The organism is Streptomyces sp. NPDC093591 (assembly GCF_044764885.1).
Lineage (GTDB): Bacteria > Actinomycetota > Actinomycetes > Streptomycetales > Streptomycetaceae > Streptomyces.
The window spans coordinates 608,715-634,188 of sequence record NZ_JBIWIY010000001.1 but is presented as its reverse complement, the minus strand read 5'-3'; the positions used below and the strand labels follow the sequence as shown (position 1 = coordinate 634,188).

The window sequence follows — 25,474 nt, the reverse complement described above, 5'->3', positions numbered from 1 at the left end:
AGCCGCCATGAGATCCCGCACCGGCATCACCCCACGAGTGACCGCCGTCCTGGCCGTCCTCCTGGGCCTGCTCGCCCCCCTGCTCTCCTTCGCCCCGCCTGCCCAGGCGGCGGCCACCGGCCTCCACATCCAGAACGGCCGGCTGCTGGAGGCGTCCGGCAACGACTTCGTGATGCGTGGCGTCAACCACGCCCACACATGGTACCCGGGCGAGACGCAGTCGCTGGCCGACGTCAAGGCGCTGGGTGCCAACACCGTCCGCGTCGTGCTCTCCGACGGTCACCGCTGGACCAAGAACAGCGCCGAGGACGTGGCGAGCGTCATCGCCCAGTGCAAGGCCAACCGGCTCATCTGCGTGCTGGAGGTGCACGACACCACCGGCTACGGCGAGGAGGCCGCGGCCGGAACCCTCGACCACGCGGCCGACTACTGGATCGGCCTGAAGGACGTACTCACCGGCGAAGAGAACTACGTCATCATCAACATCGGCAACGAGCCCTGGGGCAACACCAATCCCGCCGGCTGGACCGATCCCACGGTCGCGGCCGTCAAGAAGCTGCGCGACGCCGGCTTCGCCCACACGATCATGGTGGACGCACCCAACTGGGGCCAGGACTGGCAAGGCGTCATGCGCGCCAACGCCCAGACCGTCTACAACGCCGACCCCACCGGCAACCTGATCTTCTCGATCCACATGTACAGCGTCTACGACACCGCGCAGGAGATCACGGACTACCTGAACGCCTTCGTCAACGCCAGACTCCCCCTCCTCATCGGCGAGTTCGGAGGCCCGCCCGACCAGTACGGCGACCCGGACGAGGACACCATGATGGCCGCCGCCCAGCAGCTGAACCTCGGTTACCTGGCCTGGTCCTGGAGCGGCAACACCGACCCGATCCTGGACCTGGCGATCGACTTCGATCCCGCGCGACTCAGCTCCTGGGGCCAGCGCATCTTCAACGGCGCGAACGGCATCGCCGCCACCTCCGAGGAGGCCGCGATCTACTCCTCCGGCGGCGGTGACACCACTCCCCCGACCACCCCGGGGACGCCCACCGCCTCCGCCGTGACGTCCTCGTCCGTGGCCTTGAAGTGGACCGCCGCCACCGACGCGAACGGTGTCACGGGCTACGACGTGGTCCGCGTCAACGGCACGACCGAGGCCACGGCCACCACCACGGCCGGCACCTCCGCCACAGTCACCGGCCTCACCCCGGCGACCGCCTACACCTTCGCCGTCTACGCGCGCGACGCGGCCGGCAACCGCTCGCCGCGCTCCGGCACGGTGACGGTCACCACGTCCTCCGGCGGCTCTCCGGCGACGTGCGGTGTCGCCTACCGGGTGACGAACGAGTGGCCCGGCGGCTTCCAGGGCGAGGTCGTCATCCGCAACACCGGCAGCTCGGCGATCAACGGCTGGACCCTGCGCTGGACCTTCCCCGACAGCCAGCGCATCAGCAACCTGTGGGGCGGCACAGCGACGCAGAGCGGCGCCGAGGTGAGCGTCGCCTCCGCGTCGTACACGGCGACGATCGCCCCGGCGGGCTCGGTCACCCTCGGCTTCACGGCCACGAAGGGGAGCACGAACCCCATCCCGACGGCCTACACGCTCAACAGCTCCGCCTGCTCGCTCGGCTGAACCGGCCCAGCGCTGAACCTCCTTGGCGTCCTGTGTCGGCGCAGGGCGCCAAGGCGGTCGGCCGGTCAGGCGACCATGCCGCCGTTGACGTAGACCGTCTGGCCGTTGATCCACCGGCCGCGGCCGGCGATGAGGGAGATGACCTCGGCTATGTCCTCGGGGGTGCCGAGCCGCTCGAGGGGGTTCATCCCGGCCAAGGTGTCGATGGTCTCCTCGTCCTTGCCGTCGAGGAACAGTGCCGTGGCGGTGGGACCGGGGGCCACCGCGTTCACGGTGATGTCCCGTCCGCGCAGTTCCTTCGCCAGGATGAGGCTGACGGCGTCGACCGCACCTTTGCTGGCCGCGTAGGCGGCGTAGGTCGGCAGTGCGAGCTTGGTGACGGACGTGGACAGGTTGATGATGGCGCCGCCGGGGCGGACATGGCGGGCCGCCTGCTGGTTGACGACGAAGGTGCCGCGGATGTTGGTGCGGTGCATGCGGTCCAGGACGTCGAGGTCGAAGGAGGCCAGCGGAGCCAGCGCCATCATGCCCGCGGAGTTCACGACGACATCCACTCCGCCGAACTCGGCGATCACGGCGTCGAACACGGCGGCCACCGCCTGTTCGTCGGCGACGTCCGCCTGGTGGGCCGCGGCACGGCCACCGGCCTCGCGGATCGCGGCGACCGTGTTGTCGGCCTCCGTCTTGTTGCCCGCGTAGACGACCGCCACGGTCTGGCCGTCCGCCGCCAGCCGCTCGGCGACGGCACGGCCGATCCCGCGCGAGCCGCCGGTGACGATCGCGACGCGCTGCTCGGCTGTGGTGCTCATGGTGTGCTCCCTCATGTCCGCGGCCTCACGAATCGACCGCCGCCCTCACTGCCCCGTCGCTGCTTCCCTCACTGTTTCCATCGATAACGATACACCGATTCCAGCGATACGCAACCGCCGATATCGAGAATTCGTTATCATCGATTCGTGGCAGATCGAGTGGCAGACCGAGTGGCAGACCGAGCAGAGTCCCGGGCGGACCTCAAGAAGAGGCTCGTCGCGGCCGCCGCTGACCTGTTGGTCGCCGAAGGCCGGGACGCCGTGACCACGCGCGCGGTCAGCACCGCGGCGGGCGTCCAGCCGCCGACCATCTACCGCCTCTTCGGCGACATGAACGGCCTGCTGGCGGCAACGGCCGCCGACGGCTTCGCCCGGTACCTGGCCCAGAAGAGTTCCCGGACACCGTCCGCGGACCCCGTCGACGACCTGCGCGCCGGCTGGGACATGCACCTTGACTTCGGCCTCGGCAACCCCGCCCACTACCTGCTCATGTACGGGCACCCGCAGCCGGGCGGTGAGTCCGACGCCGCCAAGGAAGCACACCGCCTGCTGCGCGGGATCCTGGAGCGCGTCGCCAGAGCAGGACGCCTGACGGTCCCCGTCGAGCGGGCGGCCCAGATGGTCCACGGAGCCGGCATGGGCGTCACCTTCGCCCTTCTGGCGCTCGAGCCCGAAGAGCGGGACCTGGGCGTGTCGACCGCGACGCGCGAGGCCGTCATCGCGGCCATCACAACGCCGACGGACACGGACGACGACATCCCCCGCGCGCCGGACAGCGCGCGTGAGGCGCGCCGCAGGGTGCTGGCTCTCCGTTCGATTCTGGACGACATGCCGACCACGTACACCCCCGGCGAGCGCATGCTCCTGGAGGAGCTCCTCGACCGCGCGGGCCGCGATCCGGCCGAGGGCTGAGCGCCGGCGGGGCCGCGCCCCGAGGGCCGGAAACCTACCGAAAAGCGGCTGGCCGCGGGTTCGCCGGGGGAGGCAACCTGGTCAGGAGCGGAAACGTCTTTCGGGTGAGAACGCGAAGGGGCGGCCCGCGTGCCGACGACAGGAACGAGGGTGACGCGATGAGCGACAAGGCCCGCAAGCTGTTCGAGGCGCTCGACCTCGACGCGAACGGAACCCTGACCCGCGAAGAGGTGATCATCGCCCTGCGGACGAAGGGCCCGTCCCTGGCCGCCTCGGGGGATCTGCCCGTCTGGGCCGTGGGGGACGAGAACGCCTCCTCCGCCCTGTTCGACGCCGCCGACCAGAACGGCGACGAGGTACTCACCCTGGAGGAGTTCGCGGCAGTGGTGGACCGCCGTTTCGGCTGGACCTGAGGCTTCTCGCGCGCGGCCAACGTCCCGCGCCGGCCCTCCGGTTCGAGCCCTGACGCCACGCCTGAGTCCAGGGGCCGGCTGCCCTAGCAGGTGGCCCTCAGGGCTTCAAGGATGCCTGGCGAGGCCGAGGTCACAGAGACGGCGAGGGCAAGGTCACAGCCGTTCCCCCTGCTGCTCCTTTGTCGATCTGACCTAGCATCCGAGCATGACGGTCCTGCCTGACGACGGGCTCTCCCTGGCCGCCGAGTTCCCGGAAGCGACACATGAGCAGTGGCAGCGCCTCATAGAGGGCGTCCTGCGCAAGTCGGGCAAGGAAGCCTCGGGGGACGCCGCGGAGAACGCCCTGTCCACGCTGCTGGAGGACGGGCTCACCACCCGGCCCCTGTACACCGCGCGCGACGCCGCGCCCGACCCCGGCCTGCCCGGCTTCGCCCCGTTCGTACGCGGTGGCCGGCCCGAGGGCAACACCACGGGCGGCTGGGACGTACGCCAGCGACACGCGGCAGCCGACGGCAGCGCCGTCCTGACCGACCTGGAGAACGGCGTCACCTCGCTGTGGCTGGTCGTCGGCGACGCGGGCATCCCGGTCTCCTCGCTCGCCGCGGTGCTCGACGGCGTGTACCTCGACCTGGCGCCGGTGGTCCTCGAAGCGGGCGCCGAAGTGGAGCCCGCCGCGCGGGAGTTGCTGCGTGTCGTCGACGAGCGGGGCGTGGCGCCGGAGGTGGTGCGCGGCAACCTGGGCGCCGATCCGCTGGGGTACGAGGCCCGCACCGGGCAGTCGTACGACATGGCGCAGGCGACCGGGCTCGCCCGGCGGTGCGCGGACGCGTACCCGGGCCTGCGCGCGCTGACCGTGGACGCGCTGCCGTACCACGAGGCGGGCGGTTCGGCCGCGCAGGAGCTGGGCTGCTCGCTGGCGACCGGCGTGGCGTATCTGCGGGAGCTGACCGGGGCCGGGCTGAGCGTCGCCGAGGCGTGCGCCCAGCTGGAGTTCCGGTACGCGGCGACCGCCGACCAGTTCCTGACCGTGGCCAAGCTGCGCGCGGCCCGCCGGCTGTGGGCGCGCGTCGCCGAGGTGTGCGGGGCTCCGGGGCAGCAGGTGCAGCACGCCGTGACCTCCACGGTGATGATGACGCCGCGCGACCCGTGGGTGAACATGCTGCGGGCGACGGTGGCCACGCTGGCCGCCGGGGTGGGCGGCGCCGACGCGGTGACCGTGCTGCCGTTCGATCACGCGCTGGGCCTGCCGGACGCGTTCGCGCGCCGGATCGCCCGCAACACCTCCACGATCCTCATCGAGGAGTCGCACCTGTCCCGGGTGATCGACCCGGCCGGCGGCTCCTGGTACGTGGAGCGGCTCACCGACGAACTCGCCCATGCGGGCTGGGAGTTCTTCCAGAGCATCGAGAAGGCGGGCGGTCATGCCACCGCCCTGCGTTCAGGCATGGTGGGCGAGCGGTTGGCCGAGACCTGGTCCGTGCGCAGCGCGAAGCTCGCCAAGCGCCGCGAACCCGTCACCGGGGTCAGCGAGTTCCCGCACCTGGCAGAGAAGCCGGTGGTGCGCGAGCCCGCGCCCGAGCCGCCGTCCGGCGGGCTGCCGCGGGTGCGCCGCGACGAGGCGTTCGAGGCACTGCGCGCCCGCTCCGACGCCCACCTCGCGGCGACCGGCTCCCGGCCCCGGGTGTATCTGGCCGCGCTGGGTCCGGCGGCCGCGCACACGGCCCGACTCACGTTCGCCTCCAACCTCTTCCAGGCGGGCGGCATCGAGCCCGTGACCGAGGGCTCCTTCGCGGACAGCGGGGCGCGCGAGGTCTGCCTGTGCTCCAGCGACGCGCTGTACGAGGAGCAGGCGGACTCCGTCGCCGCCGAACTGCGCGCGGCGGGCGCCGAGCACGTGTTCCTCGCCGGCCGCCCCGGGCAGTACACCGGTGTCGACGGCTACGTCTTCGCGGGCTGCGACGCCGTCGCCGTCCTCACCGCCGCCCTCGACCGCATGGGAGTGTCGTGATGAACGTCCCCGACTTCTCCGGGATCGAACTCGGGGTACCGACCTCCGACGGCGGCCCCGACGAGTGGCGTACGGCCGTGAAGAAGGCCGCCGACGGTGACGACCTGCTCTGGGAGACCCCGGAGGGCATCACGGTCAAGCCGCTGTACACCGGGCAGGACCTGGAGGGCCTGGACTTCCTGGGCACCTACCCGGGCATGGCCCCGTATCTGCGCGGGCCGTACCCGACGATGTACGTCAACCAGCCCTGGACGATCCGCCAGTACGCGGGCTTCTCCACCGCCGAGGAGTCCAACGCCTTCTACCGGCGCAACCTGGCGGCCGGTCAAAAGGGCCTGTCGGTCGCCTTCGACCTGCCCACGCACCGCGGCTACGACAGCGACCACCCGCGGGTGACCGGTGACGTCGGCATGGCGGGCGTGGCGATCGACTCGATCTACGACATGCGGCAGCTCTTCGACGGCATCCCGCTGGACAAGATGACCGTGTCGATGACGATGAACGGCGCCGTGCTGCCGGTGCTGGCGCTCTACATCGTCGCCGCCGAGGAACAGGGCGTGCCGCCCGAGAAGTTGGCCGGGACCATCCAGAACGACATCCTCAAGGAGTTCATGGTCCGCAACACCTACATCTATCCGCCGAAGCCGTCGATGCGGATCATCTCCGACATCTTCGCCTTCACCTCGCAGCGGATGCCCCGCTACAACTCCATCTCCATCTCCGGCTACCACATCCAAGAGGCCGGTGCCACGGCCGACTTGGAGCTGGCGTATACCCTCGCCGACGGCGTGGAGTACATCCGGGCCGGGCGGGAAGCGGGCTTGGACGTGGACGCGTTCGCGCCTCGCCTCTCCTTCTTCTGGGCGATCGGCATGAACTTCTTCATGGAGATCGCCAAGCTACGCGCGGCGCGCCTGCTGTGGGCCAAGCTGGTCAAGCAGTTCGACCCGAAGAACTCCAAGTCGCTGTCCCTGCGCACGCATTCGCAGACCTCCGGCTGGTCGCTCACCGCGCAGGACGTGTTCAACAACGTCACGCGTACCTGCGTCGAGGCGATGGCCGCGACCCAGGGCCACACCCAGTCGCTGCACACCAACGCCCTCGACGAGGCGCTCGCCCTGCCCACCGACTTCTCCGCGCGGATCGCCCGCAACACGCAGCTGCTGATCCAGCAGGAGTCCGGCACGACCCGGGTCATCGACCCGTGGGGCGGCAGCGCGTACGTGGAGAAACTGACGTACGACCTCGCGCGCCGGGCCTGGCAGCACATCCAGGAGGTCGAGGCGGCGGGTGGCATGGCCAAGGCGATCGACGCGGGCATCCCCAAACTGCGCATCGAGGAGGCCGCGGCCCGCACCCAGGCCCGCATCGACTCCGGGCGGCAGCCGGTCATCGGAGTCAACAAGTACCGGGTGGACAGCGACGAGGCGATCGACGTCCTCAAGGTCGACAACTCCTCCGTGCGCGCCCAGCAGATCGAGAAGCTGCGCCGACTGCGCGAGGAGCGGGACGAGCGGGCGTGCCAGGACTCGCTGGACGCGCTCACCCGGGCCGCCGGCGGCGAGGGCAACCTGCTGGAACTGGCGGTGAACGCGGCCCGCGCGAAGGCGACGGTCGGGGAGATCTCCGACGCCCTGGAGAAGGTGTACGGCCGGCACGCGAGCCAGATCCGTACGATCTCCGGCGTGTACCGCAACGAAGCAGGAGAGTCCCCGAACGTGGACCGCACCCGCACCCTGGTGGACGCCTTCGCGGACGCGGAGGGCCGGCGCCCGCGCATCCTGGTCGCCAAGATGGGCCAGGACGGCCACGACCGCGGCCAGAAGGTGATCGCCACCGCCTTCGCCGACCTCGGCTTCGACGTGGATGTCGGCCCGCTGTTCCAGACGCCCGCGGAGGTGGCCCGCCAGGCGGTCGAGGCGGACGTGCACATCGTGGGCGTGTCCTCGCTGGCCGCCGGTCACCTCACGCTGGTGCCGGCGCTGCGGGAGGAACTGGCGGCGGAGGGCCGTGAGGACATCATGATCGTGGTCGGCGGGGTGATCCCGCCCCAGGACGTGCCCACGCTCCTGGAGATGGGCGCGGCGGCCGTGTTCCCGCCGGGGACGGTGATCCCTGATGCGGCGTACGACCTGGTCAAGCGGCTGTCGGCCGACCTCGGGCACGAGCTGTGATCGATCTTGACACCTATGTGAAGGGCGTGCTCGACGGGAAGCGCGCGCTCGTGGCCCGCGCGATCACCCTCGTGGAGTCGACGCGTCCGCAACACCGGGCCCTGGCACAGCAGTTGCTGACCGAGCTGCTGCCGCACAGCGGCAAGGCGCGGCGGATCGGTGTCAGCGGGGTGCCGGGCGTGGGCAAGTCGACGTTCATCGACGCGTTCGGCACGATGCTGACCGGGCTCGGGCATCGGGTGGCCGTGCTGGCCGTCGATCCGTCGTCGACCCGTACGGGCGGTTCGATCCTCGGCGACAAGACGCGGATGGAACGGCTGGCCGTCGACCCGGCGGCCTTCGTACGGCCCTCCCCCACCGCCGGGACGCTCGGCGGGGTCGCCAAGGCCACGCGTGAGTCGATCGTCGTGATGGAGGCCGCCGGTTACGACGTGGTGCTGGTCGAGACGGTCGGCGTGGGACAGTCGGAGACGGCCGTGGCGAACATGGTCGACACGTTTCTGCTGCTCACGCTGGCCCGCACCGGCGACCAGCTGCAGGGCATCAAGAAGGGTGTCCTGGAGCTGGCCGACGTGATCGCCGTGAACAAGGCGGACGGCCCGCATGAGCGCGACGCCCGCGCCGCCGCGCGCGAACTGGCGGGCGCGCTACGGCTGATGCACGGCAAGGACGCGTTCTGGACGCCACCGGTGCTCAGTTGCAGCGCGCGCGAGTCGGCCGGGCTCGACGTGCTCTGGGAGCGGCTGGAGCAGCACCGCACCCTGCTGGACTCCACCGGGCGGCTCGCCGCCCGGCGCCGGGACCAGCAGGTCGACTGGACCTGGACCATGGTCCGCGACGAACTCCTGGGCCGACTGCACGCCGACCCCGCGGTACGGGCGCTGGCACCCGAGCTGGAACGGCGGGTCAGGGAGGGCGAGTTGACGGCGACGCTGGCGGCGGACCGGATCCTGGGGGCATTCGCCGGGGAGAGCACCACGGGCCCGTCCTGACCGCCGGGTCCCCGCCGACGGCGGGCCGGTGCCCGTACACGGCGCCCGGCCTCATTGCTTGGCGCCGAAGTTCTGTGTCCACCACGGTCCGCCCGCACCTTCGTGGATGCCCACGCCGATGTCCTTGAACGAGCAGTTGAGGATGTTGGCGCGGTGGCCGGGGCTGTTCATCCAGGAGTCCATCACCGCCTCCGGGGTCTGCTGCCCCATCGCGATGTTCTCCCCGTACGTGGACCAGGTGTAGCCCGCGGCGGTGATGCGCTGCCCGGGGTCGGCGCCGTCCGGGTTGGTGTGGTCGAAGAAGTCGCGGGCGTCCATGTCCTCGGAGTGGCCCAGTGCGGCCTTGTTCAGCTGCGCGTCCTCAGTGAGCGGACCGCAGCCGGCGTCCGCCCGCTCCTTGTTCACCAGGGCGACCACCTGCGCGACGGCGCCCGTCGGGGTCGGCTCCGACTTGGGGGTGCTGGACGCACTCCGGGTCGGCCGAGGGGTCGGCCGGGGTGTGGGCACGCTCTTCTTGGTCGGGCGCGGGGACTTGGAAGGGCTCGCCTTCTTCGACGGCGACGCAGAAGGTGACGGGGACTTCGATGCGGACGGCGAGGTCTCGACGGGGATGGCTTCCTCGAGTTCCGCGGCGGGAGCGCCGGCGGTCCGCGCGGCGGTCGCCTCCTCGTTCCCCCTCCCGGGATCCGTGTCGAAGTACCACAGTCCGCCACCCGCCACGCAGGCCGCCACGACGGCACCTCCGACGGCCCGGCGGCGGTTGCGCCTACGTCGACGGGCCTCGGTGCGGGAGGCGGCCCGGCCCCGCCCGCCGCCGTGTCCGGACCCCGAGCCCGATCTGCCACGGCCCGCGGACGCGGACAGCCGGGACGCCGAGCCGGCCAGGGCCATCCCGTCTGAGGCCGAGAGCACGCTCTCCAACAGGGCGGGCGCCGCGGCGACCAGCGCCAGACCGGCCAGCAGCCCCTCCGCGGGCAGCAACCCGCTCCACAATCCTGAGCAATGAACGCAATCACGGGCATGCCGGGCTATTCGCTTGCGCCACAGCGCCGAGGGCCGGCCGTCCCAGGACGCCACCACACCCCGCAGTTCCTCGCAGCGCGGCCGGGCGTCGAGCGCGCGCACCACCACGCGGGCCGCCTCCAGCTGCGCCTTCATCCGTTGCACCCGGACCGCCGTGTGCTGCGGCGACAGCTCCAGGGCCGCGGCGACCTCGGACCGGGTCAGCTCGCCGGCGCACTCCAGCCACCAGAGCGACAACAGGCCTCGGTCGTCGGGCTCCAGCCAGCGGGTCGCACGAGCCGTCTCCTGCCGCTGCCCGGACAACTGGAGCTGGAGCATCGTCAGGTCCACGAAGTCGGCGCCCGGATCCGCGAGATCCTGGGCCTCCTCGACTGCGCCCGGGGCCGACTGCCGGTCGTACCAGTGGGCCCGTACCTGGTTCATGGCGATGGCCACGAGCCAGGAGCGGAAGCTCTCGGGGTCACGCAGACCGCCCAGCGCGTCGAGGGCCCGGAGCATGGTCTCCTGCACCACGTCGTCGACGTCGACCGAGCCGTTCAGGGCCCGGCCCACGACGTTGTAGACCAGCGGAAGGTACGCGCTGACCAGGGCGTCCTGAGCCTCTGAATCGCCGTTGCGGGCAGCGGCCACCAGTGCCACCGACTCCCTCGTGCGCTCTGTACTCATCACAAACTTCCCTGTCGTCGACGCCGAACGATGCTGTCCGATACTTGGGAGATCGATCGACGGGCCCGGGATAACAGTTCTTCGGACGCATGTTCCAAGAGAGACTCACGGGGCCGGTCGGGCGGCGCAATGGGGAAAGTCACATCGAGGGGGACGGGGAGCGTCGCAACGTCGGCACGGGGCTGCGGACCCGTACCCGTACGTCCGCCCTCGTCACATTTCGCGGCCTATGCCGGTGGCGCCACGTCGAGGCGGAGCAGCACAGCGGTGTCGTGGCGGGGCAGGGAGCCGGCGAATCGGGCCTCGGCGGCGTCCCAGTCCGCGGTGGCGTCGGAGGTGCCGGGGTAGAGGGGCGCGGGATGCAGGTGGGTGCCTCGCAGGTGAGGGATCGGGGTGGTTCGGGCGCTTTCGTCGACTTTGTGCGAGTCTTCGGATCTGTCCAAGTCTTCGGATCTGTACGGGTCTCGTGGGCGCCGGACCTCTTCTCCTCGCTCCTCCGCGGTCGGCTCCCGTCGCCACACGGCGAGCCAGGTGGAGTCCTGGCCGCGCCAGCCGTACGCGATCCAGGTGACCTCCATGAGGGATGGCCGAGCGGCCAGAAGGGAAGGCTCTCGGGGATCTCGGAGCGGATGGCCTTGTAGACGGAGATGCCCGAGCCACGGCGTCGGGCACCATCGCGAGCTACGAGGCCGAGGCCACCGGGAACATCCTCGGCGGCACCGCGGTGGCCCCGTCCGACACCGCCGCGTCGGGCGGCCAGTACGTCCACTGGCTCGGCAACGGGGCGAGCAACACCCTGCAGTTCAACGGCGTCACGGCTCAGACGGCGGGCCTGCACGGCCTGGTCACGCGTCGTCGTTCAGTAGCGGGTCGCGGTAATCGGTCGGTCGGTTCGGCGCCGGGGCTTCCTCCGGCGCCGAACCGCCGTTCGGTGTCAGGGCAAGGTCAGCACCGGTCCTTCCACTCCCAACATGGCGCGTAGGGACGGTATTTGACGCCACGTCATGCCGAGCGTGCGGGCGGCGAAGCGGAGGGTGACATGGGGTGCGCCTTGGGCTGCTTCCCGTATCGCCTCCCGTGCGTCCGGTGCGCTCCAGGGCAGGGCGGCCCGGGCGGGTGCCGGCGGCTCCCCTGCCGCGACGCGCTCCCGGTCGAGCTCGTGGATCCGCGTGAGCCCGGCCGAGAGGTCGGCGGCGGCTTCCAAGGTCGGCGGAAGTGCGTCGAGCAGGTGGGCCGCGACCGTGTTGTGGGCGAGGGCGTCGTCCAGGCCGGTGCAGTGGATGCGGGCGGAGGCGTCCGTGAGCGGGATGAGGTGGTTCACCGTACGGACCGGTCCGCGTACGCCGTCGACGGCCGCCGCGAACAGGGCGGACGCTTCGGAGGGGTGCCAGGACAGGGCCGTACGGATCGCGGCGACGTCCTGTGCGAGGGGGATGAGTACGTCGCCCTTCAGGCGGTCCAGGACGTCGTCCTGGGGGATCTCCCCGTCGGTTCCCGGACCGGCGACGTACACGGTGGCGGGCACCCCGGCGATCCTGCAGGCGGCGAGGACCAGCGCGTCCACCAGGGGGCTGCACAGGGTTTCCTCGTCGCCGTGCGTGAGGATGTCGCCGCCGACGTCGACGATGCGGACGTGGTCGTGTCCGGTGTCCGCGAGGCGCCGGATCTGCTCGGCCAGCGCGGCCGGCCCCTGCCACGGGTCGAGGAGGACCAGGCGTGCCGTGAGGTCCGCGGCCAGGTCGGGCAGTGTGGAACCGGCGGGGGCGATCGGCCGGGTGGCGGGGGTGATCACCGGTACGCCCGCGCGGTGCGTGAGACCGGTGAAGTGGACGGCTCCGAGTGGGCCGGGGGTCGGGTCGACTTCGAGGCGTTCCCAGGCGTACGTGGCGATAGTGGTCTCACCGAGGCGCGTGCCGGTGACAGCGCGGCCCACGGTGGCCGCGGCGATCGCGGTGCCCAGGGGGTCCCCGCCGCCGCCCGCCGCGACGAACAGGTCGCTCACGCGGTCTCCCGGGCCGTGCCGATGCCGGTGATGCGGACCGGCGTACCCATGTTCCTGCGGGCCCGCGCATTGGCTTCGTGCAGGCCTTCGTAGTACTCGCGGTCGAGGTCCTTGACGTGGTCCGAGTAGAACATCCAGGACAGGATGTCGCGGTACTTGAAGCCCTTGGGCGTGAGTTGGACGCGGCGCGGGCCGACGCGGTGGACCAGTCCGTTGGCCTGCGCGGCGTCGAGGATCCCGTCCACCTCGGAGGCGATCGTGTCCAGGCCGAAGCGGTCGAGTTCGGACAGGTCGAGGTCGAAGGTGTCGAGGACGAGCCGCTTGCGGACGATCTCCTCCGGGGTGAGGGCGAACCCCGTCGTGGGCCGCAGACGGTGGGCCCTGGCGTTGTCGATGTAGTCGGCGACCTCGGTCAGGGACGGCTTGACGCTGCCGGTCATGTAGTCGAGGACGGAGGTGTAGGAGCGGGCGCCGACACCGAGGCCGAGCAGGGGCACGCCGTGGAAGGTGAGGACCTTCTGTACGTAGCCGCCGCGGCCGGGCTTCTTGTAGCGGACGGAGCCTTCCTGGACGTAGCCGTGGGCGGTGAACACCTCGCGGGCGTAGTCGTAGCGCTCGTACAGCTCCGGCTTCCACATGTACTGGTACGCGCCGGTCCTGGAGAACCACGCGTCCGGTCGCACCGTGAGGAAGTAGGTGGAGATCGTCGTCGGGGCGAGCTTGGCCAGTTCGTCCACCGAGTGCCGCCAGGTCTCGGGGGTCTGCCCGGCGAATCCCATGATCAGGTCCGTGGACAGGTCCGGCAGTCCGCGCTCGTGGACGATCTCGACGGCCCGGCGGATGACGTCCTCCCCCGCCTGGCCTCGGCCCGCTTCGCGGATCTCCTGCGGGACCAGCGACTGGATGCCGATGTTGGCGCGCGTCAGACCCATGTCGAGCAGGCGCCCGAAGCCGTCCGGGTCGGCGACGATCGAGTCCGGCGTGGCCTCCAGGGCCACTTCCTCGACGGTGGAACGCCAGTTGGGGTAGATCTCGCCGAGGGTGGCGAAGATCTGCTCGAAGTGCCGGGTCGACAGCAGTGCGGGGGTGCCGCCGCCGATGTAGACGGTGCGCAGCCGGCGTGCCTGGATGATCTCCGCGTGGTCGCGCAGCTGGGTACAGAGCGCGTCGGTGTAGGCGTCGTACAGGTCCTCGTCGGTGGATATGACGGTGTAGAGGTTGCAGAACCCGCATTTGTAGCGGCAGAACGGGACGTGCAGATAGAGGTTGAGCTCGGGTACCTGGTAGTTGCCCAGGTCCTTCGCCCAGATGTCGTGGATGTCCCAGGCGCCCTCGTCGAGCGGGCGGTAGGTCGAGCGGGGCGGATACGAGTACTGGTACGGCGGGATGACACCCTGGCGGATGTACTCGGCGAGCTGGTCGTGCGGGCTGTTCACGATGGATGACTCCTTCGCACCATGCCGTTCGGTTGACCGTGCCCCTCGATCCGAACACGCAACATTTTGTTGAAGCTATCGGTGTTGTGCACCAACTCCCCCACGCCACAAGGGCGTCAGGGTTGTGGGTTCCGCCAACTCGGCTCTGTCAGCAGCGAGTTCTTTTCAGAGAACAGCCCGATGGACGGTGCGCCACCGCGACCGATCCACTGGGCCCGTGGACAGCAGCGACGAGCCGGGCATGACCGGCGTGATGGTGATCGAGCCCATGGGCAACGCGGGCCCCTTCCTGGTGAAGGCCGCGGCCCGCTTGGGCCTACGGCTGTACGCGGCCACCGACAAGCGGGTGCACGCCGGCTACGAGCCATGGCTGGCCCGCGGTATCGCCGGGGTGTGTCTGACCGACCTCGCCGACACCGCACGGGCGTTGGACGACATGGAGGCGTTCTGCCGTACCCATCGCATCGAGGGTGTCGCGGCCTGCTGGGAGTTGCTGACCCCGCTGGCGGCCATGCTCGCCGCCCGCCTCGGGCTGCCGGGCAACGATCCGCTGCGCGCCAATGCCGCCCGCAACAAGATCGCCATGGCGCGGGCGTTCCGAGCGGCGGGCGTGCCGGCCCCGGCGGACGCGGTGGTCGCCACCGCCGAACAGGCCCACCATGTCGCCGCGTCCGGACGGCTGGGGTGGCCGCTCGTCGTCAAACCGGCCGAGCAGGGCGGCTCCTGGGGGGTGAGTGTGGTGGCGGGCCCGGACGGCCTCGATGCCGCGGTGGCCGCCGCCGGGCGGTTCACCCGCGCCGAGCCGCACGGGCTGCCGCTGGACTCGCGGGTGCTGCTGCAGAGCTATGTGCCCGGCGAGGAGTTCTCCGCCGACACGGTCGTGCACCAGGGCGTGCCCTACCCGCTGCCCGTGGTCCGCAAGGACACCACGGCGGGCACCTACCGGGTGGAGACCGGGCACTCCTGCCCCGCCGGGCTCGACCCGCGCACGGTACGGGCGGTCCAGCACACCGCGGCGCGCGCCGCGCTCGCCGTCGGGGTGCGCAACGGCATCGCCCACACCGAGGTGAAGATCCCCCCGGGCGGCGAACCCGTCGTGATCGAGACCGGGGCCCGGCTGCCCGGGGACAACATCTGCGAGATCGTCGAGGCCGCGACCGGCGTCAGCGAGGCGAGTGCCTATCTGCAGGCCGTGACCGGGCAGGTGCCGCACACCGCACCGACCCGGGAAGCGGCGGCCGCACTGCTCTTCCTGCTGCCCGAGCGGGCGGGGGTGGTGGAGGAGGTCGTCATCCCCGACGTGCCCGGCACCCACAGCCAGGTCCACATCCGGCCCGGACAGCGGGTGCCCGAACCGGCCGACAGCTCCGGGCGGGTGGGGCACGTCGTGGCGTGCGCCGCGTCCGTCGAAGAGGCCCGCCGGCTTGCCGACCAGGTGATCGCCGACTCCCGAGTGAAAGTGAGCTGAGCCGTGCCCCGTCCCGGACACAACCCCGTACAGAAGATCGCGTTTCTGCGCTCCGTGGAGATCCGCCGCGCCGACCCCTACATCCAGCGCTGCGTCCGCGACCTGGCTGAACTCGGTATCGAGAGCTGCCTGTTCCACACCCACGGCACGGCCGGCGACGGGGACTTCCCCGGCGAGCGCCGCCGCCTCGACGCGGCCATCACGCCCGCCGAGTTCGCCCGGGAGGTCGCGCGGTGGGGCGCGGACGCCGCCGTCTCCATCTCGCTGCCGTGCGAGAACGCCCTGCGGGACGCCACCGTCAAGGAACTCCTCGACGCCCGGGGCATCCCCACGGTCATGACTCCGCTCCCGTCGACCCTGGCCCTGTGCGACAAGTGGGAGACCAAGCGACTGCTCCTGCACGCGGGCCTGGAGACCCCACGCGGCGTCAAGGTCGACTCCGATCTGCTCGCCGGGCGCGGGGTGGCGTTTCCCGCCTACGCGGACGCCCTGCACGCGTCCGCCGCCGGCATCGGCTATCCGCTCCTGTCCAAGCCGTTGTGGGACTCCACCAGCATGGGGATCAGGGCCCTGCCCGACGCCGCCGCCCTGGACGCCTATCTCGCCGACCCGCCCGGGGTGTCGGCGGTGATCGAGGAGTGCGTCGTCGGCGCGCTGTGCTCGGTGGACATCGTGGGCGAGCCCGGTAAGTACCGCGTACTGCCGGTGTGCTGGACGGGCACGGCAGGCACCGAGCCCGTGTTCACCTTCGCCGACCTGCGCTGGTGCGGCCCCAGGCCGCAGGCCGACGCCGATTTCGCGCCCGTCGCGGCCAAGCTGACCGCCCTGTGCGAGGAACTCGGCGTCCAGGGCTCCGTCAACGTCGACATGATCTACACCGGTTCGCGGTACGTGATCCTGGAGATCAACCCGCGCATCGGCGGCGCCACCACGCTGTCCTGCGCCGCCTCCGGCACCAACACCTTCGTCGCCCTGACCGACATGGCCCGCGGCGTGTACACCCCGGCCCCTGTGCGACGTACGGGATGGGCCGTCGAGTTCCTCACTCCCGAGCGCCTGCCGGAGTCGGTACGCGCCGAGCTGACAGGCCGTCTGAATCTGGTGACCGCCCACGAGTTGGTCATCGACGACATCAGTCACGGAGACATCGTCGTGTTCACCCTCGCCGAGGGCGAGGAGCGGCAGACCGTCAAGCAACTGGAGGAACTGCACCGGACGGCGGGCTGGCCGCGTCAGGAGATCCTGGGCAAGATCCGGGCCCTGCTCACGCCATGACCGGCACCGTCACGCCCCGAGCGCCCCGGTTGCGTCGTCTGCTCGGCCTGCCGGTCACCCGCGGCCACGGCCGGTTCATCGGCGGCAACCTCATCGACTCCCTCGGCAACGGCATGCTCCTGCCGCTCGGCCTGCTGTACTTCACGACCCTGCGCGATCTGCCCCTCGCCGCGGTCGGAGCCGCCGTCACCGTGGGCCAGCTGACCGCCCTGCCCGTCGTCCTCGCCGCCGGCCGGTTCATGGACCGGCACGGGCCGAAGCACGTCACCGTCACCGCCAACGTCGTCAGCGCCGCCGGCCTTCTCTGCTTCCTCCTCGCCGAGCGGCCCTGGCAGATCGCCGCCGCCTATTTTCTGGTGCAGTCCGGCGTCAACGCCTACTACACGGCGCAGCGCACGCTGATCCTGCACGCCGCGCCGCCCGCGGAGACGCGCAGTTGGTTCGCGTTCACCGGCAGCCTGCGCAACGTCGGCATCGGGGCCGGCGCGCTGCTGGCGGCCGGCGCGCTCGCCCTGTTCGGCACGGACGCCCTGACGTGGCTCGTCGTCACGGCCGCACCGCTGTATCTGCTGGCGGCGCTCTGCTTCGCCCGCGTGCCCACGAACCCCCCGCCCGGCACGGCCGCCGTCCCCACCGCCCCCGAGAGTGTGCCGAGCGGTGGCCGCGCGGCCCGCAAGGGGCACGAACCCGGGGACATGCGCCGCTACCTGCTCCTGGTGACCTGCAACATCCCCTTCGTCCTGTCCCAGGCCATGCTGTCGGTGCTCATCGCGGTGTACGCCACCGAGACGCTCGGGCTGCCCGCCTGGTCCGCGAGCATCCTGCTGGTGGTGAACACCGCGATGGTCGCCACGCTCACCAGCCCGTTGACGGCGCACGCCGCACCCGAGGACCCGCGGCGCACGCTCGCCCTGGGGCATGCCCTGCTGGTCTGCGCCATGGTCGCGTTCGCCGCGCCCGCGCTGCCCACGGCCGGCATCCCCGCATGGCCCGCCCTGGTCACCGCGATCATCCTGTTCAGCCTGGCCGAGATCTTCTACGCGCCGGCCGTCGGCGAACTCTCGGTCACACTCACCCCCAGCGCCGCGCGCGGCAGCAGGCAGAGCCTGTACCAACTCTCCTGGTCCGCGGGCAACATCGCCGCCCCGGCGCTGTTCACCGGCCTTCTCGACGCCGATGCGCTGCTGCCGTGGACCGTGCAGGGCGTGGCGTGTGCCATGGCCCTCGCCGCGATCCCGGCCCTCAAGTCCCCTGCCCCGCACGGCGGAAGGAAGCGCCCATGAAGACCGAGATCGTCAGCAGCGTCCACGCCGTGCCCGTGGCGGACTGGGACCGGCTCGCGCGGCACGCGGGCGTGTACCTGTCGCACCGCTGGCTCGCCGGGGAGGAGAGCGACTCCACCGCGACCGCCTCGTACGCACTGGTCCGGGATCACGACGGCACCCTCCTCGCGGCCGCGCCCCTGTATCTCGTGCACCACGAACCCAACGCCTACTACGAGCCCACGCACCTGCCGCCCGGCACGGAGAGACCACGGGTGATCGCAGGTGCCCGGCGCGGCTACCACAACACGCCTCTGACCGACCCGCGCCTTCCCGCGGACCTCGACGCCCACTGCCTGGCGTTGCTCCGCACGGCGGCACGCGGCCACGCCGAGCGGCACGGGACCGGTCACTGGTGGCCCTATCTGACCGAGCCCGCCGCGCGACGGCTCGCGCCGCTGTACGGCACGCCCCCGCACCGTATGGAGGACGACGCGACGATTCCGCTGCCCGGCGCCGGGTTCGACGACTACCTGGCCTCCCTGCCGTCCAAGCGCCGCGTGGCGATACGTCACGAACGCGCCGCATTCGCAGCCGCCGGACTCGACGTACGTCACCAACGCCTCGCCGACTGCCACCAGGACGCCGGACGGCTCCTCGCGGCACTGCAGAAGTCGCACGGTCACGGCGACGACACCGACGTCATGACGAGCCTGCTGAAACGACAGGCCGACGCCATGGGCGACCACGCCCGCGTGGTCGCCGCCTACGACGGTCCCCTGATGACCGGCTTCTGCCTCTACTACCACCAGGGCGGCACCACATGGCTGCGCGCCGTCGGCATCGACCCCGAACGCCCGGTCCCCTTCGCGTACTTCGCCCTCACGTACTACGCGCCCATCGAGGACGCGTACCGCCATGGCAGCACCGCGCTGCACGCGGGAATGAAGGCCATCGAGGCCAAGCGCCTGCGCGGTGCGCGGGTCAGCGGGCTGTACGCGCTGCACGACCCGCACCCGGGCGGGGGCACTTGACCTCTGACGGCAACCTCAGCGTCGTACGAGATGGATCCGGTACGTCCGTGTCCGTGACCCGTCCTCACTGGCCACGGAGACGACGGCCACCGCCGTGCCGGGCTCGTCGGGACGGTCGACGACAACGGTCGCGTAGGGGTCGCGTGCCGTCGCCGTGACCCGGCTCCGGGTCGGGGCGTCGGTGACGACCCGGTAGGTGGTCGTGTCCGGGTCGAACGAGGGGATCGCCTTCCCGGCCACCTCGATGGACGCGGCGGCGGCGTCCGAGGAGGCGCCGGCGCTCTCGGCGTACACCTCGATCTCGCTCATGGTGATGTAGCCGCCCTGCCGCGCGGTCATGACGACGCGCACCTCGGACACCGGTCCCGCCGCCAGTGGGACGTCGACGATCGGCGTGCCCTCGGTCCCGACCGTGACGGGGTCGCCCGCGTCGGTCCACGTGCCGGAGTCGGCCGCCCTGACCTGCACCTTGAGGCTCTCGGGGAAGGAGGCGCTGCTCCCGTCCCGGTAGAAGTGCGCGACGATCCGGTTCAGGTCACGTGGCTTCGGCAGGGTGAAGGTGACGGTGTCGGAGGGGTTCTTGGTGTTCCCGGGTTTCCAGTTGGACCAGGCCTTCTCGGACAGGTCGCCGTTGCGCAGGCGCTCCGCGGAGTACCCGCTCTCGGTGAAGGTGGCGGCGACCGAAACGCCGTCGGCTGCGGCGATGTTGGTCTCCACCGGTTCCGTGACCTGCACGCGCACGGCCGCGTCCACCTCGTCGCCGCCGACGACCCGGGCGACGCCGCGCAGGGTCACGACGCCGGCCGTGTCGAACGCCCCCTCGGGGGCCGGGCCCCACGTCACCGGAAGGTCGGCCCGGCCGCCGTTGCGGCCGATGCCGACGACCGTGGCCGGAAGGTCCGGCGTGCCGCCCACGTAGGTCTTGGCGCGTCCGGGAAGGGTCGAGGCGATCGTGTCGACGGTGACGACGGCGAGCGCGGGGATCTTCCGCCCGAGCGGATCGGTCGCCTCACCCCTGACCCGGACCGTGCCCGGATGGCGCCACGTCCGGTCCGGCGGAAGGTTCCACACGACGGGGAGCGCGCCCCGGGCGCCGTCCCGGAACACCGGCGTCACCCTCGTCGGCAGCTCGGGCCGCAGGCCGGGGACGGTGAACGCCTCGGCCGCGGCGGTGCGCAGCACGGTCTCGTCGGTCACGGTCCAGCGCTGGTTCGCCGCCGAGGTCGGGGTGTACGTGGACACCTTGGCGCCGTCCGCGGTCGACTGCCCGCTGACGTCGACCAGGCGGCCGGTGGCGACGTTGACGAACGTCCATGTGCCGTCACCGGTCGTCGACATGATCCACTGCGCCGCTTCGGGGACCCGGCCGCTCTCCGGCACCTCCAGGACGGCTTGGTTGTCACGTACGGCGAGCCGCTTGCCGGTCGTGGCGCTGGTGAGGGCGTAGCGCTCGCGGTGGTCGGTGCCACGCGTCAACTTCCGGACGGACCACAGCTGTTGCGCACTGGAGGCGTCGGTCGCCCGGATGACGACCCCGTTGCCGTCGTCCGACGGCGCCAAGGACTTGCCGCTCTGCGCCCCCTGGAGCCGGTAGACATGTCCGGGCTGGACGAGGGCGGCGTCCCGCGCCACTCCGCCGACGCCGTCGACCAGGAAGGTCGTGACCGACTTGGCGGGGACGGTGAGCGTGGCCGAGCGGTCGGTCACCGGGACCGGCGTGCCCCGTACGAGGGCGCCGTCGGTGCTCGTCACCACGGGCGTGACGGTGGCCCGCGGTGCGACCTTGCCGAAGCGCGAGAGGTCGAGGGTCACCGAGCGCGCGGAGGCGCCGCCGTTCACGTGCACCACGGTCGCCGTACGGCCGTCCTGCCGCACGGCGGCGACGCTCGACGGGTCGTCGGCCTTCACGAAGTGATCGCCGGGCCGGATGTAGTGGGTGAAGTTGCGGATGGTGTGGAACTTGGAGTTGGCCCGGACCGGACAGGTCTCCAGGGTGTCCTCGGCCGTGCAGTTGAACGGCACGTGGATGCTGCCCCAGTTCTTGCCGGCCGCGGCCTGCGGGATGGAGTCCTCGATCGGCTGCCAGAACACCCAGGCGGCGGGCTCCAGTTCCCGCATGTCGTCGACCATCCGGGTGGCGATGCCGAGGCCCGGGTCCATGCCGGTGAAGTCGGTGCCGGTGCCCCAGGTGCCCTCGACCTCGCTCATCCACAGCTTCTTGTCGGCGCCCTTGGCGATGTCGCGTGCGCTGGTGCGCTGGCCCGTGCCGTAGGTGTGCACGTTGAGCTGGTCGACGGCGGCTCGGGCGGCAGGGCCGTAGGCGTTCCAGTTCTGGGTGAAGATGCCGGGATTGGTCTCGTCCATCGCGGAGATCTCGGCGTCGGTGCGGGCCCCTTCGAGGGCCTTGTCGAGCGCGAGGATCACCTTCTGCTGGAGCTCGGGGCCCGCGTGCGCGCCTTCCTGGCGGCCGCCCGTGGGCTGGCCGTCCGCCCCGAGCTGGGTGCCCCAGTAGGGCGTGTTGGGCTCGTTGAGCGGGTCGATGGTGTCGAACTCGATGCCGTGCGCCTGCTCGATGCGGTCGGTCACCCGTGTCAGATAGGTGGCGAAGTCGTCGACGCGGTCGGCGCGGATCTGGTCGGCGCTCGCGTCGAAACCGCCGGAGACGTAACCGCTGACCGTCTGGAACCAGGGCGGCGAGTTGCTGAACGCCTCCCAGCGGTCGACCTTGTCCTTGATCTGGTCCACCCACCAGCGCTGGCCTGCGTCGGCGTCCCAGTCCCAGTGGTCCGGGTTGTTCGGGTCCCACCAGTCCATGTCCTTCCGGGTGGTCCCTTCGGGGGCCTTCCAGAAGCCGTCCATGGTGGCGCCGGTCTTCATGTAGTCCTTGCGGACATCGGGGGCGTTGCCACCGCCGATGTTGTACCGGGCGATGTTCAGGCGCAGCCCGTCCTCACCGAACAGCATGTCCACGAGCCGTCTTCGGATGGGTTCCGGGTAGCCGCCGGTCGCGTTGGCGAACCAGACGAGGCTTGTCCCCCAGCCCTCGAACTCCTGCTGTTGGTAGGAGGGGTCGATCCGCACGGTGACCGCGCTCTGCGGCGCCGGGTCCGCCGCACTCGCCACGGGCGCGGCGGCCACGAGACTCGCGCCGAGCACCAGAGGGACCGTCGACGCCAGGGCCCGGACGATGCGATGCCGTTGGGTCACGGCACTCCCTTCCACAACACAGAGCTGAACAGAACCGAACAGAAGGAATCGTGCTCAGGGCATGCTCCGGGACAGTAATGAACTCGTCAAGATGGCGGGCGAGTTGGGGCCGGACGTGGGGGTTCGGCGATTTCGTTGACATGCCCAGGGCGCCTGGCTACTCTCCGGGACACTCGGGAAAGCGCTTTCCGCCTCCCGTCCGACTGCCGTGCCCGTCCCCGTTTCCGCACGACCCAACAAGATCCGCCCCTCGCCCCGGGAGGAACCGCATGAGGTCGTCGTCACGCACCGCACGCGCCGTCCCCGCTCTCGCACTCGCCCTGTTGCTCGGCGCGATGACGGTGCCGTCCGGCACCGCCGCCGAACCGCTCGCGGAGACGTCCCCCACCGGCTTCGCCGCCGTCGACGCGCTCGGCCAGAACGGCACCACCGGCGGAGCCGGCGGCCCGACCGTGACCGCCACCACCACCGAGCAGTTCCTGGAGTACATCGACACGACCGGCCCGCTGGTCATCCGCGTCCAGGGCACCATCGACATCACCAGCAAGCAGGGCGTACGGCCCGACAAGACGATCGTCGGAGTGGGGTCCTCGGCCGTCATCAACGGTGGCGGACTGGACTTCTACCGCTCCCACAACGTCATCGTGCGCAACATCCGGTTCACCAACGCCGAGGACGACGCCGTCAACGTCGGCCAGGAGTCGCACCACATCTGGATCGACCACAACGAGTTCGTCGGCGCGGTCGACGGAGCGGTCGACATCGTCCGGGGCTCCCAGTACGTCACCGTGTCGTGGAACTGGTTCAACAAGACCGACAAGTCCATGCTGCTCGGCCACTCCGACGCCAACAGCGCTCAGGACACCGGCAAGTTGAAAGTCTCCATCCACCACAACTTCTTCGACGGATCGCGACAGCGGCATCCGCGCGTGCGGTTCGGTGAACCGGTGCACGTCTACAACAACTACTACAAGGGCAACGCGGTCTACGGCATCGCGTCGACCATGAACGCGGGCGTGCTGGTCGAGGGCAACTACTTCGACGCCGTCCCCCACCCCTGCTACTCGGCCGGCGGCTACGACGAGTCCGGACCGGGCCGGCTGGTCCAGCGCGACAACGTCTTCGCCGGCACCGGGACCGGCGCCTGCGAGACCAACGGGACCGTGACCGAGCCGCGCACCTACTACGCGTACACGCTGGACCGCGCGGCCGACGTGCCCTCCCTCGTCCAGGCCGGGGCGGGAGTCGGGAAGACCGGCACCTGACCACCACCTGACCGGCTCCGCCCGCATCCGTCCTCGGCGGACGCACTGATCAACCGTCGCCCCCCCAACACACACGCGACGGCCAACCCCCCACAGGAGGACCCCCGATGAGTTCACGACGAGCCCCGCTGCCCGCCCGGCACACGCCCATACCCTGGCGCGCCAAGGCGGTCGTCGCCGCGTTGGCAGCCGCCGTACTGGCAGGCCCGGGCATCGCGCAGGCCACCCCGCAGACCGCGCCGGCCTCGGCATCGACGTCCGCCGCGCAGGGGCAGGTATCGGCGGCGGCCACCATCACCTGGAGCCTGGAGCGGGCGAGCAACCCCACCCCGGACCAGCAGGACGCGTACAACCGCATCACGGCAGCCATGAACGCCGCGGTGGCCCGCTACAACAACCTCAGCGACCTGGGCAAGACCATCACCGTCCGCTACGACCCGGGCGTGCCCACCGCCGACGGCAACATCAACGGAACCATCCGCTTCGGCAGCAACCGCAGCTACATGGCCGAGCGGACCGCGCTGCACGAGATCGCCCACACCATCGGCGTCGGCACCAGCTCGGGCTGGTCCCGCCTCGGCGGCAGCGGCACCTGGACCGGTGCGCAGGCCACCGCGCTGGTCCGGCAGTTCGACGGCGCGAGCGCCAAAATCTCCACCGGCGGCGGCCACTTCTGGCCGTACGGACTGAACTACGACAACGAGTTCTCGAACACGGCGGCCGACCGCCACGTCCAGATCGTCGCCGCGATGGTCCGCGACGGCCTGTGATCCGAGGGGTCGGTGCCCGGGGCGCAGACGCTCCCGGGCACCGACCCTTCCGTCACCGGGGCATCCGGGCGCCCGCGCCGCTGACCCGTACCTTCGGGTCGCCGGCGTGCAGGGTCACGGTGAGCACACCCGGCCTGCCCATGTCCTCGCCCTGGTGCAGCGTGAGCACCGACTCCGCGGGTACCAGGGCGAGTTCACGGGCGTACGCCCCGAAGGCGGCGGCCGCGGCGCCGGTGGCCGGGTCCTCCACGACACCGCCGACCGGGAAGGGGTCACGGACGTGGAAGACGGTGTCCGCGGCACGCCACACCAGCTGCACCGTCGTCAGATCCAGCTTGCGCATCAGGGCGGCGAGCCGCTCGAAGTCGTACGAGAGGTCCGCGAGCCGCTCCCGGCTGCCGGCCCCCAGCACCAGGTGGCGGGCGCCGGCGAAGGCGATGCGGGGCGGCAGCAGCGGGTCGAGGTCGGCGGAGGGCCAGCCCAACGCCGCCAGAGCCTCCGCCAGTTCTGCCTCCTCGATCTCTTCGACGCGGGGCTCCACGCTCGTCAAGGTCGCCCGGAGCGTGCCGTCCGCCTCACCGCTGACGGTCACCGGCACGGTGCCCGCGCGCGTGGCGAAGACCAGATCGCCCGGACCGATCCGCTCGGCCAGCGCCACGGAGGCGGCGACGGTGGCATGGCCGCAGAAGGGCACCTCCGCCTGAGGGCTGAAGTAGCGGATGGTGAAGGCCCGTCCGGGTTCCCCGACCAGTTCCTTCAGTTCCTCGGGCGGACCGGTCAGGAACGCCGACTCGCTGTAACCCAGCCGGGCGGCGATCTCCAGCATCTCGGCGTCGTCGAGGCCGGAGGCGTCCAGGACCACGCCGGCCGGGTTGCCGCCGTCCGGGTGGGTCGAGAACGCGGTGTAGTGCAGCACATCGGGGGCGCCGTCGGCCCGCTCGTTGATCTCCATGCCGTACGACAACCAGCGCGCCGGCGCCCCGATTCCCGCGCGTCCCGGTGCGCGGGAGCCGTACTCGATTCGAGTAGGTCTGCCGTTGCGCGAGAACATGGCCGAAGCTGGTGTGGCGCATGAGATGTGGAAGGTTCAATAATCCGTGACGGCGCTTTCCCACAGCG

At 71.1% G+C, this 25,474-nt stretch carries 19 protein-coding genes; 12 read left to right on the top strand and 7 right to left on the bottom strand.

All coding sequences use genetic code 11. From position 1 onward, the window contains the following. The first annotated feature begins 7 nt into the window (after positions 1-7). Positions 8-1,639 (top strand): cellulase family glycosylhydrolase, encoded by a 1,632-nt coding sequence (locus ACIREI_RS02700; RefSeq protein WP_403326605.1) that lies wholly within the window; start codon positions 8-10, stop codon positions 1,637-1,639. Between the two features lie 65 nt (positions 1,640-1,704). Here the strand turns inward: ACIREI_RS02700 and ACIREI_RS02695 are convergent, their stop codons facing one another. Continuing rightward, positions 1,705-2,448: an SDR family oxidoreductase gene (locus ACIREI_RS02695; RefSeq protein WP_403326603.1), complete on the bottom strand. Its 744-nt coding sequence runs from the start codon at positions 2,446-2,448 to the stop codon at positions 1,705-1,707. 147 nt (positions 2,449-2,595) lie between these two features. Here ACIREI_RS02695 and ACIREI_RS02690 point away from each other — a divergent pair, with 147 nt between their 5' ends. The 5 genes from ACIREI_RS02690 (at position 2,596) to meaB (ending at position 8,947) form a co-directional block, all read left to right on the top strand. Beyond that, positions 2,596-3,360, top strand: a complete 765-nt coding sequence (locus ACIREI_RS02690; RefSeq protein WP_403326600.1) for a TetR/AcrR family transcriptional regulator — start codon at positions 2,596-2,598, stop codon at positions 3,358-3,360. Positions 3,361-3,518: 158 nt separating this feature from the next. Continuing rightward, positions 3,519-3,773 (top strand): EF-hand domain-containing protein, encoded by a 255-nt coding sequence (locus tag ACIREI_RS02685; RefSeq protein ID WP_403326597.1) that lies wholly within the window; start codon positions 3,519-3,521, stop codon positions 3,771-3,773. A gap of 205 nt (positions 3,774-3,978) precedes the next feature. Beyond that, positions 3,979-5,781, top strand: a complete 1,803-nt coding sequence (locus ACIREI_RS02680; protein ID WP_403326594.1) for a methylmalonyl-CoA mutase family protein — start codon at positions 3,979-3,981, stop codon at positions 5,779-5,781. Further along, positions 5,781-7,955: a methylmalonyl-CoA mutase gene (scpA, locus tag ACIREI_RS02675; protein ID WP_403326591.1), complete on the top strand. Its 2,175-nt coding sequence runs from the start codon at positions 5,781-5,783 to the stop codon at positions 7,953-7,955. The genes ACIREI_RS02680 and scpA overlap by 1 nt, the downstream gene beginning before the upstream one ends. Further along, positions 7,952-8,947, top strand: a complete 996-nt coding sequence (gene meaB / locus ACIREI_RS02670) for a methylmalonyl Co-A mutase-associated GTPase MeaB (protein ID WP_403326589.1) — start codon at positions 7,952-7,954, stop codon at positions 8,945-8,947. Before scpA ends, meaB begins: the two co-directional genes overlap by 4 nt. A gap of 51 nt (positions 8,948-8,998) precedes the next feature. Here meaB and ACIREI_RS02665 read toward each other — a convergent pair whose 3' ends face one another. From ACIREI_RS02665 to ACIREI_RS02650, 4 genes are all read right to left on the bottom strand, one after another. Next, positions 8,999-10,636 carry a sigma-70 family RNA polymerase sigma factor gene (locus ACIREI_RS02665; RefSeq protein ID WP_403326586.1) on the bottom strand — a complete coding sequence of 546 codons (1,638 nt, stop codon included), beginning with the start codon at positions 10,634-10,636 and terminating at the stop codon, positions 8,999-9,001. Positions 10,637-10,863: 227 nt separating this feature from the next. Further along, on the bottom strand, positions 10,864-11,079 hold the full coding sequence (locus tag ACIREI_RS02660; protein WP_403326583.1) for a hypothetical protein: 216 nt from the start codon (positions 11,077-11,079) through the stop codon (positions 10,864-10,866). 491 nt (positions 11,080-11,570) lie between these two features. Further along, positions 11,571-12,638, bottom strand: coding sequence for a DUF1152 domain-containing protein (locus tag ACIREI_RS02655; protein ID WP_403326580.1), 1,068 nt, complete (start codon positions 12,636-12,638; stop codon positions 11,571-11,573). Then, entirely contained in the window at positions 12,635-14,074 is a 1,440-nt protein-coding gene (locus ACIREI_RS02650; RefSeq protein ID WP_403326577.1) for a coproporphyrinogen-III oxidase family protein, read from the bottom strand. The genes ACIREI_RS02655 and ACIREI_RS02650 overlap by 4 nt, the downstream gene beginning before the upstream one ends. Before the next feature lie 217 nt (positions 14,075-14,291). Between ACIREI_RS02650 and ACIREI_RS02645 the strand changes: the two genes are divergently transcribed. Genes ACIREI_RS02645 through ACIREI_RS02630 form a run of 4 tightly spaced genes read left to right on the top strand, consistent with a single transcriptional unit; the run spans position 14,292 to position 19,113 of the window. Beyond that, positions 14,292-15,542 (top strand): ATP-grasp domain-containing protein, encoded by a 1,251-nt coding sequence (locus ACIREI_RS02645; protein WP_403326575.1) that lies wholly within the window; start codon positions 14,292-14,294, stop codon positions 15,540-15,542. A 3-nt stretch (positions 15,543-15,545) separates the two neighbouring features. Further along, entirely contained in the window at positions 15,546-16,817 is a 1,272-nt protein-coding gene (locus tag ACIREI_RS02640) for an ATP-grasp domain-containing protein (protein WP_403326572.1), read from the top strand. Then, the gene (locus ACIREI_RS02635; RefSeq protein ID WP_403326569.1) at positions 16,814-18,100 is read left to right on the top strand and encodes an MFS transporter; all 1,287 of its coding nucleotides are present in this window, start codon (positions 16,814-16,816) and stop codon (positions 18,098-18,100) included. The genes ACIREI_RS02640 and ACIREI_RS02635 overlap by 4 nt, the downstream gene beginning before the upstream one ends. Continuing rightward, complete coding sequence (locus ACIREI_RS02630) at positions 18,097-19,113, top strand: peptidogalycan biosysnthesis protein (RefSeq protein ID WP_403326567.1); 1,017 nt, start codon at positions 18,097-18,099, stop codon at positions 19,111-19,113. The genes ACIREI_RS02635 and ACIREI_RS02630 overlap by 4 nt, the downstream gene beginning before the upstream one ends. 15 nt (positions 19,114-19,128) lie before the next feature. Here ACIREI_RS02630 and ACIREI_RS02625 read toward each other — a convergent pair whose 3' ends face one another. Next, a complete protein-coding gene (locus ACIREI_RS02625; RefSeq protein WP_403326565.1) occupies positions 19,129-22,320 on the bottom strand; it encodes a glycoside hydrolase in 3,192 nt (1,063 codons plus the stop codon). 269 nt (positions 22,321-22,589) lie between these two features. Here ACIREI_RS02625 and ACIREI_RS02620 point away from each other — a divergent pair, with 269 nt between their 5' ends. Both ACIREI_RS02620 and ACIREI_RS02615 read left to right on the top strand, forming a co-directional pair. Beyond that, the gene (locus ACIREI_RS02620) at positions 22,590-23,585 is read left to right on the top strand and encodes a polysaccharide lyase family 1 protein (protein WP_403326562.1); all 996 of its coding nucleotides are present in this window, start codon (positions 22,590-22,592) and stop codon (positions 23,583-23,585) included. Positions 23,586-23,692: 107 nt separating this feature from the next. Next, entirely contained in the window at positions 23,693-24,355 is a 663-nt protein-coding gene (locus tag ACIREI_RS02615) for a hypothetical protein (protein WP_403326560.1), read from the top strand. A 52-nt stretch (positions 24,356-24,407) separates the two neighbouring features. Here the strand turns inward: ACIREI_RS02615 and ACIREI_RS02610 are convergent, their stop codons facing one another. Next, on the bottom strand, positions 24,408-25,307 hold the full coding sequence (locus ACIREI_RS02610; RefSeq protein WP_403326877.1) for a PhzF family phenazine biosynthesis protein: 900 nt from the start codon (positions 25,305-25,307) through the stop codon (positions 24,408-24,410). Positions 25,308-25,474 lie beyond the last annotated feature (167 nt).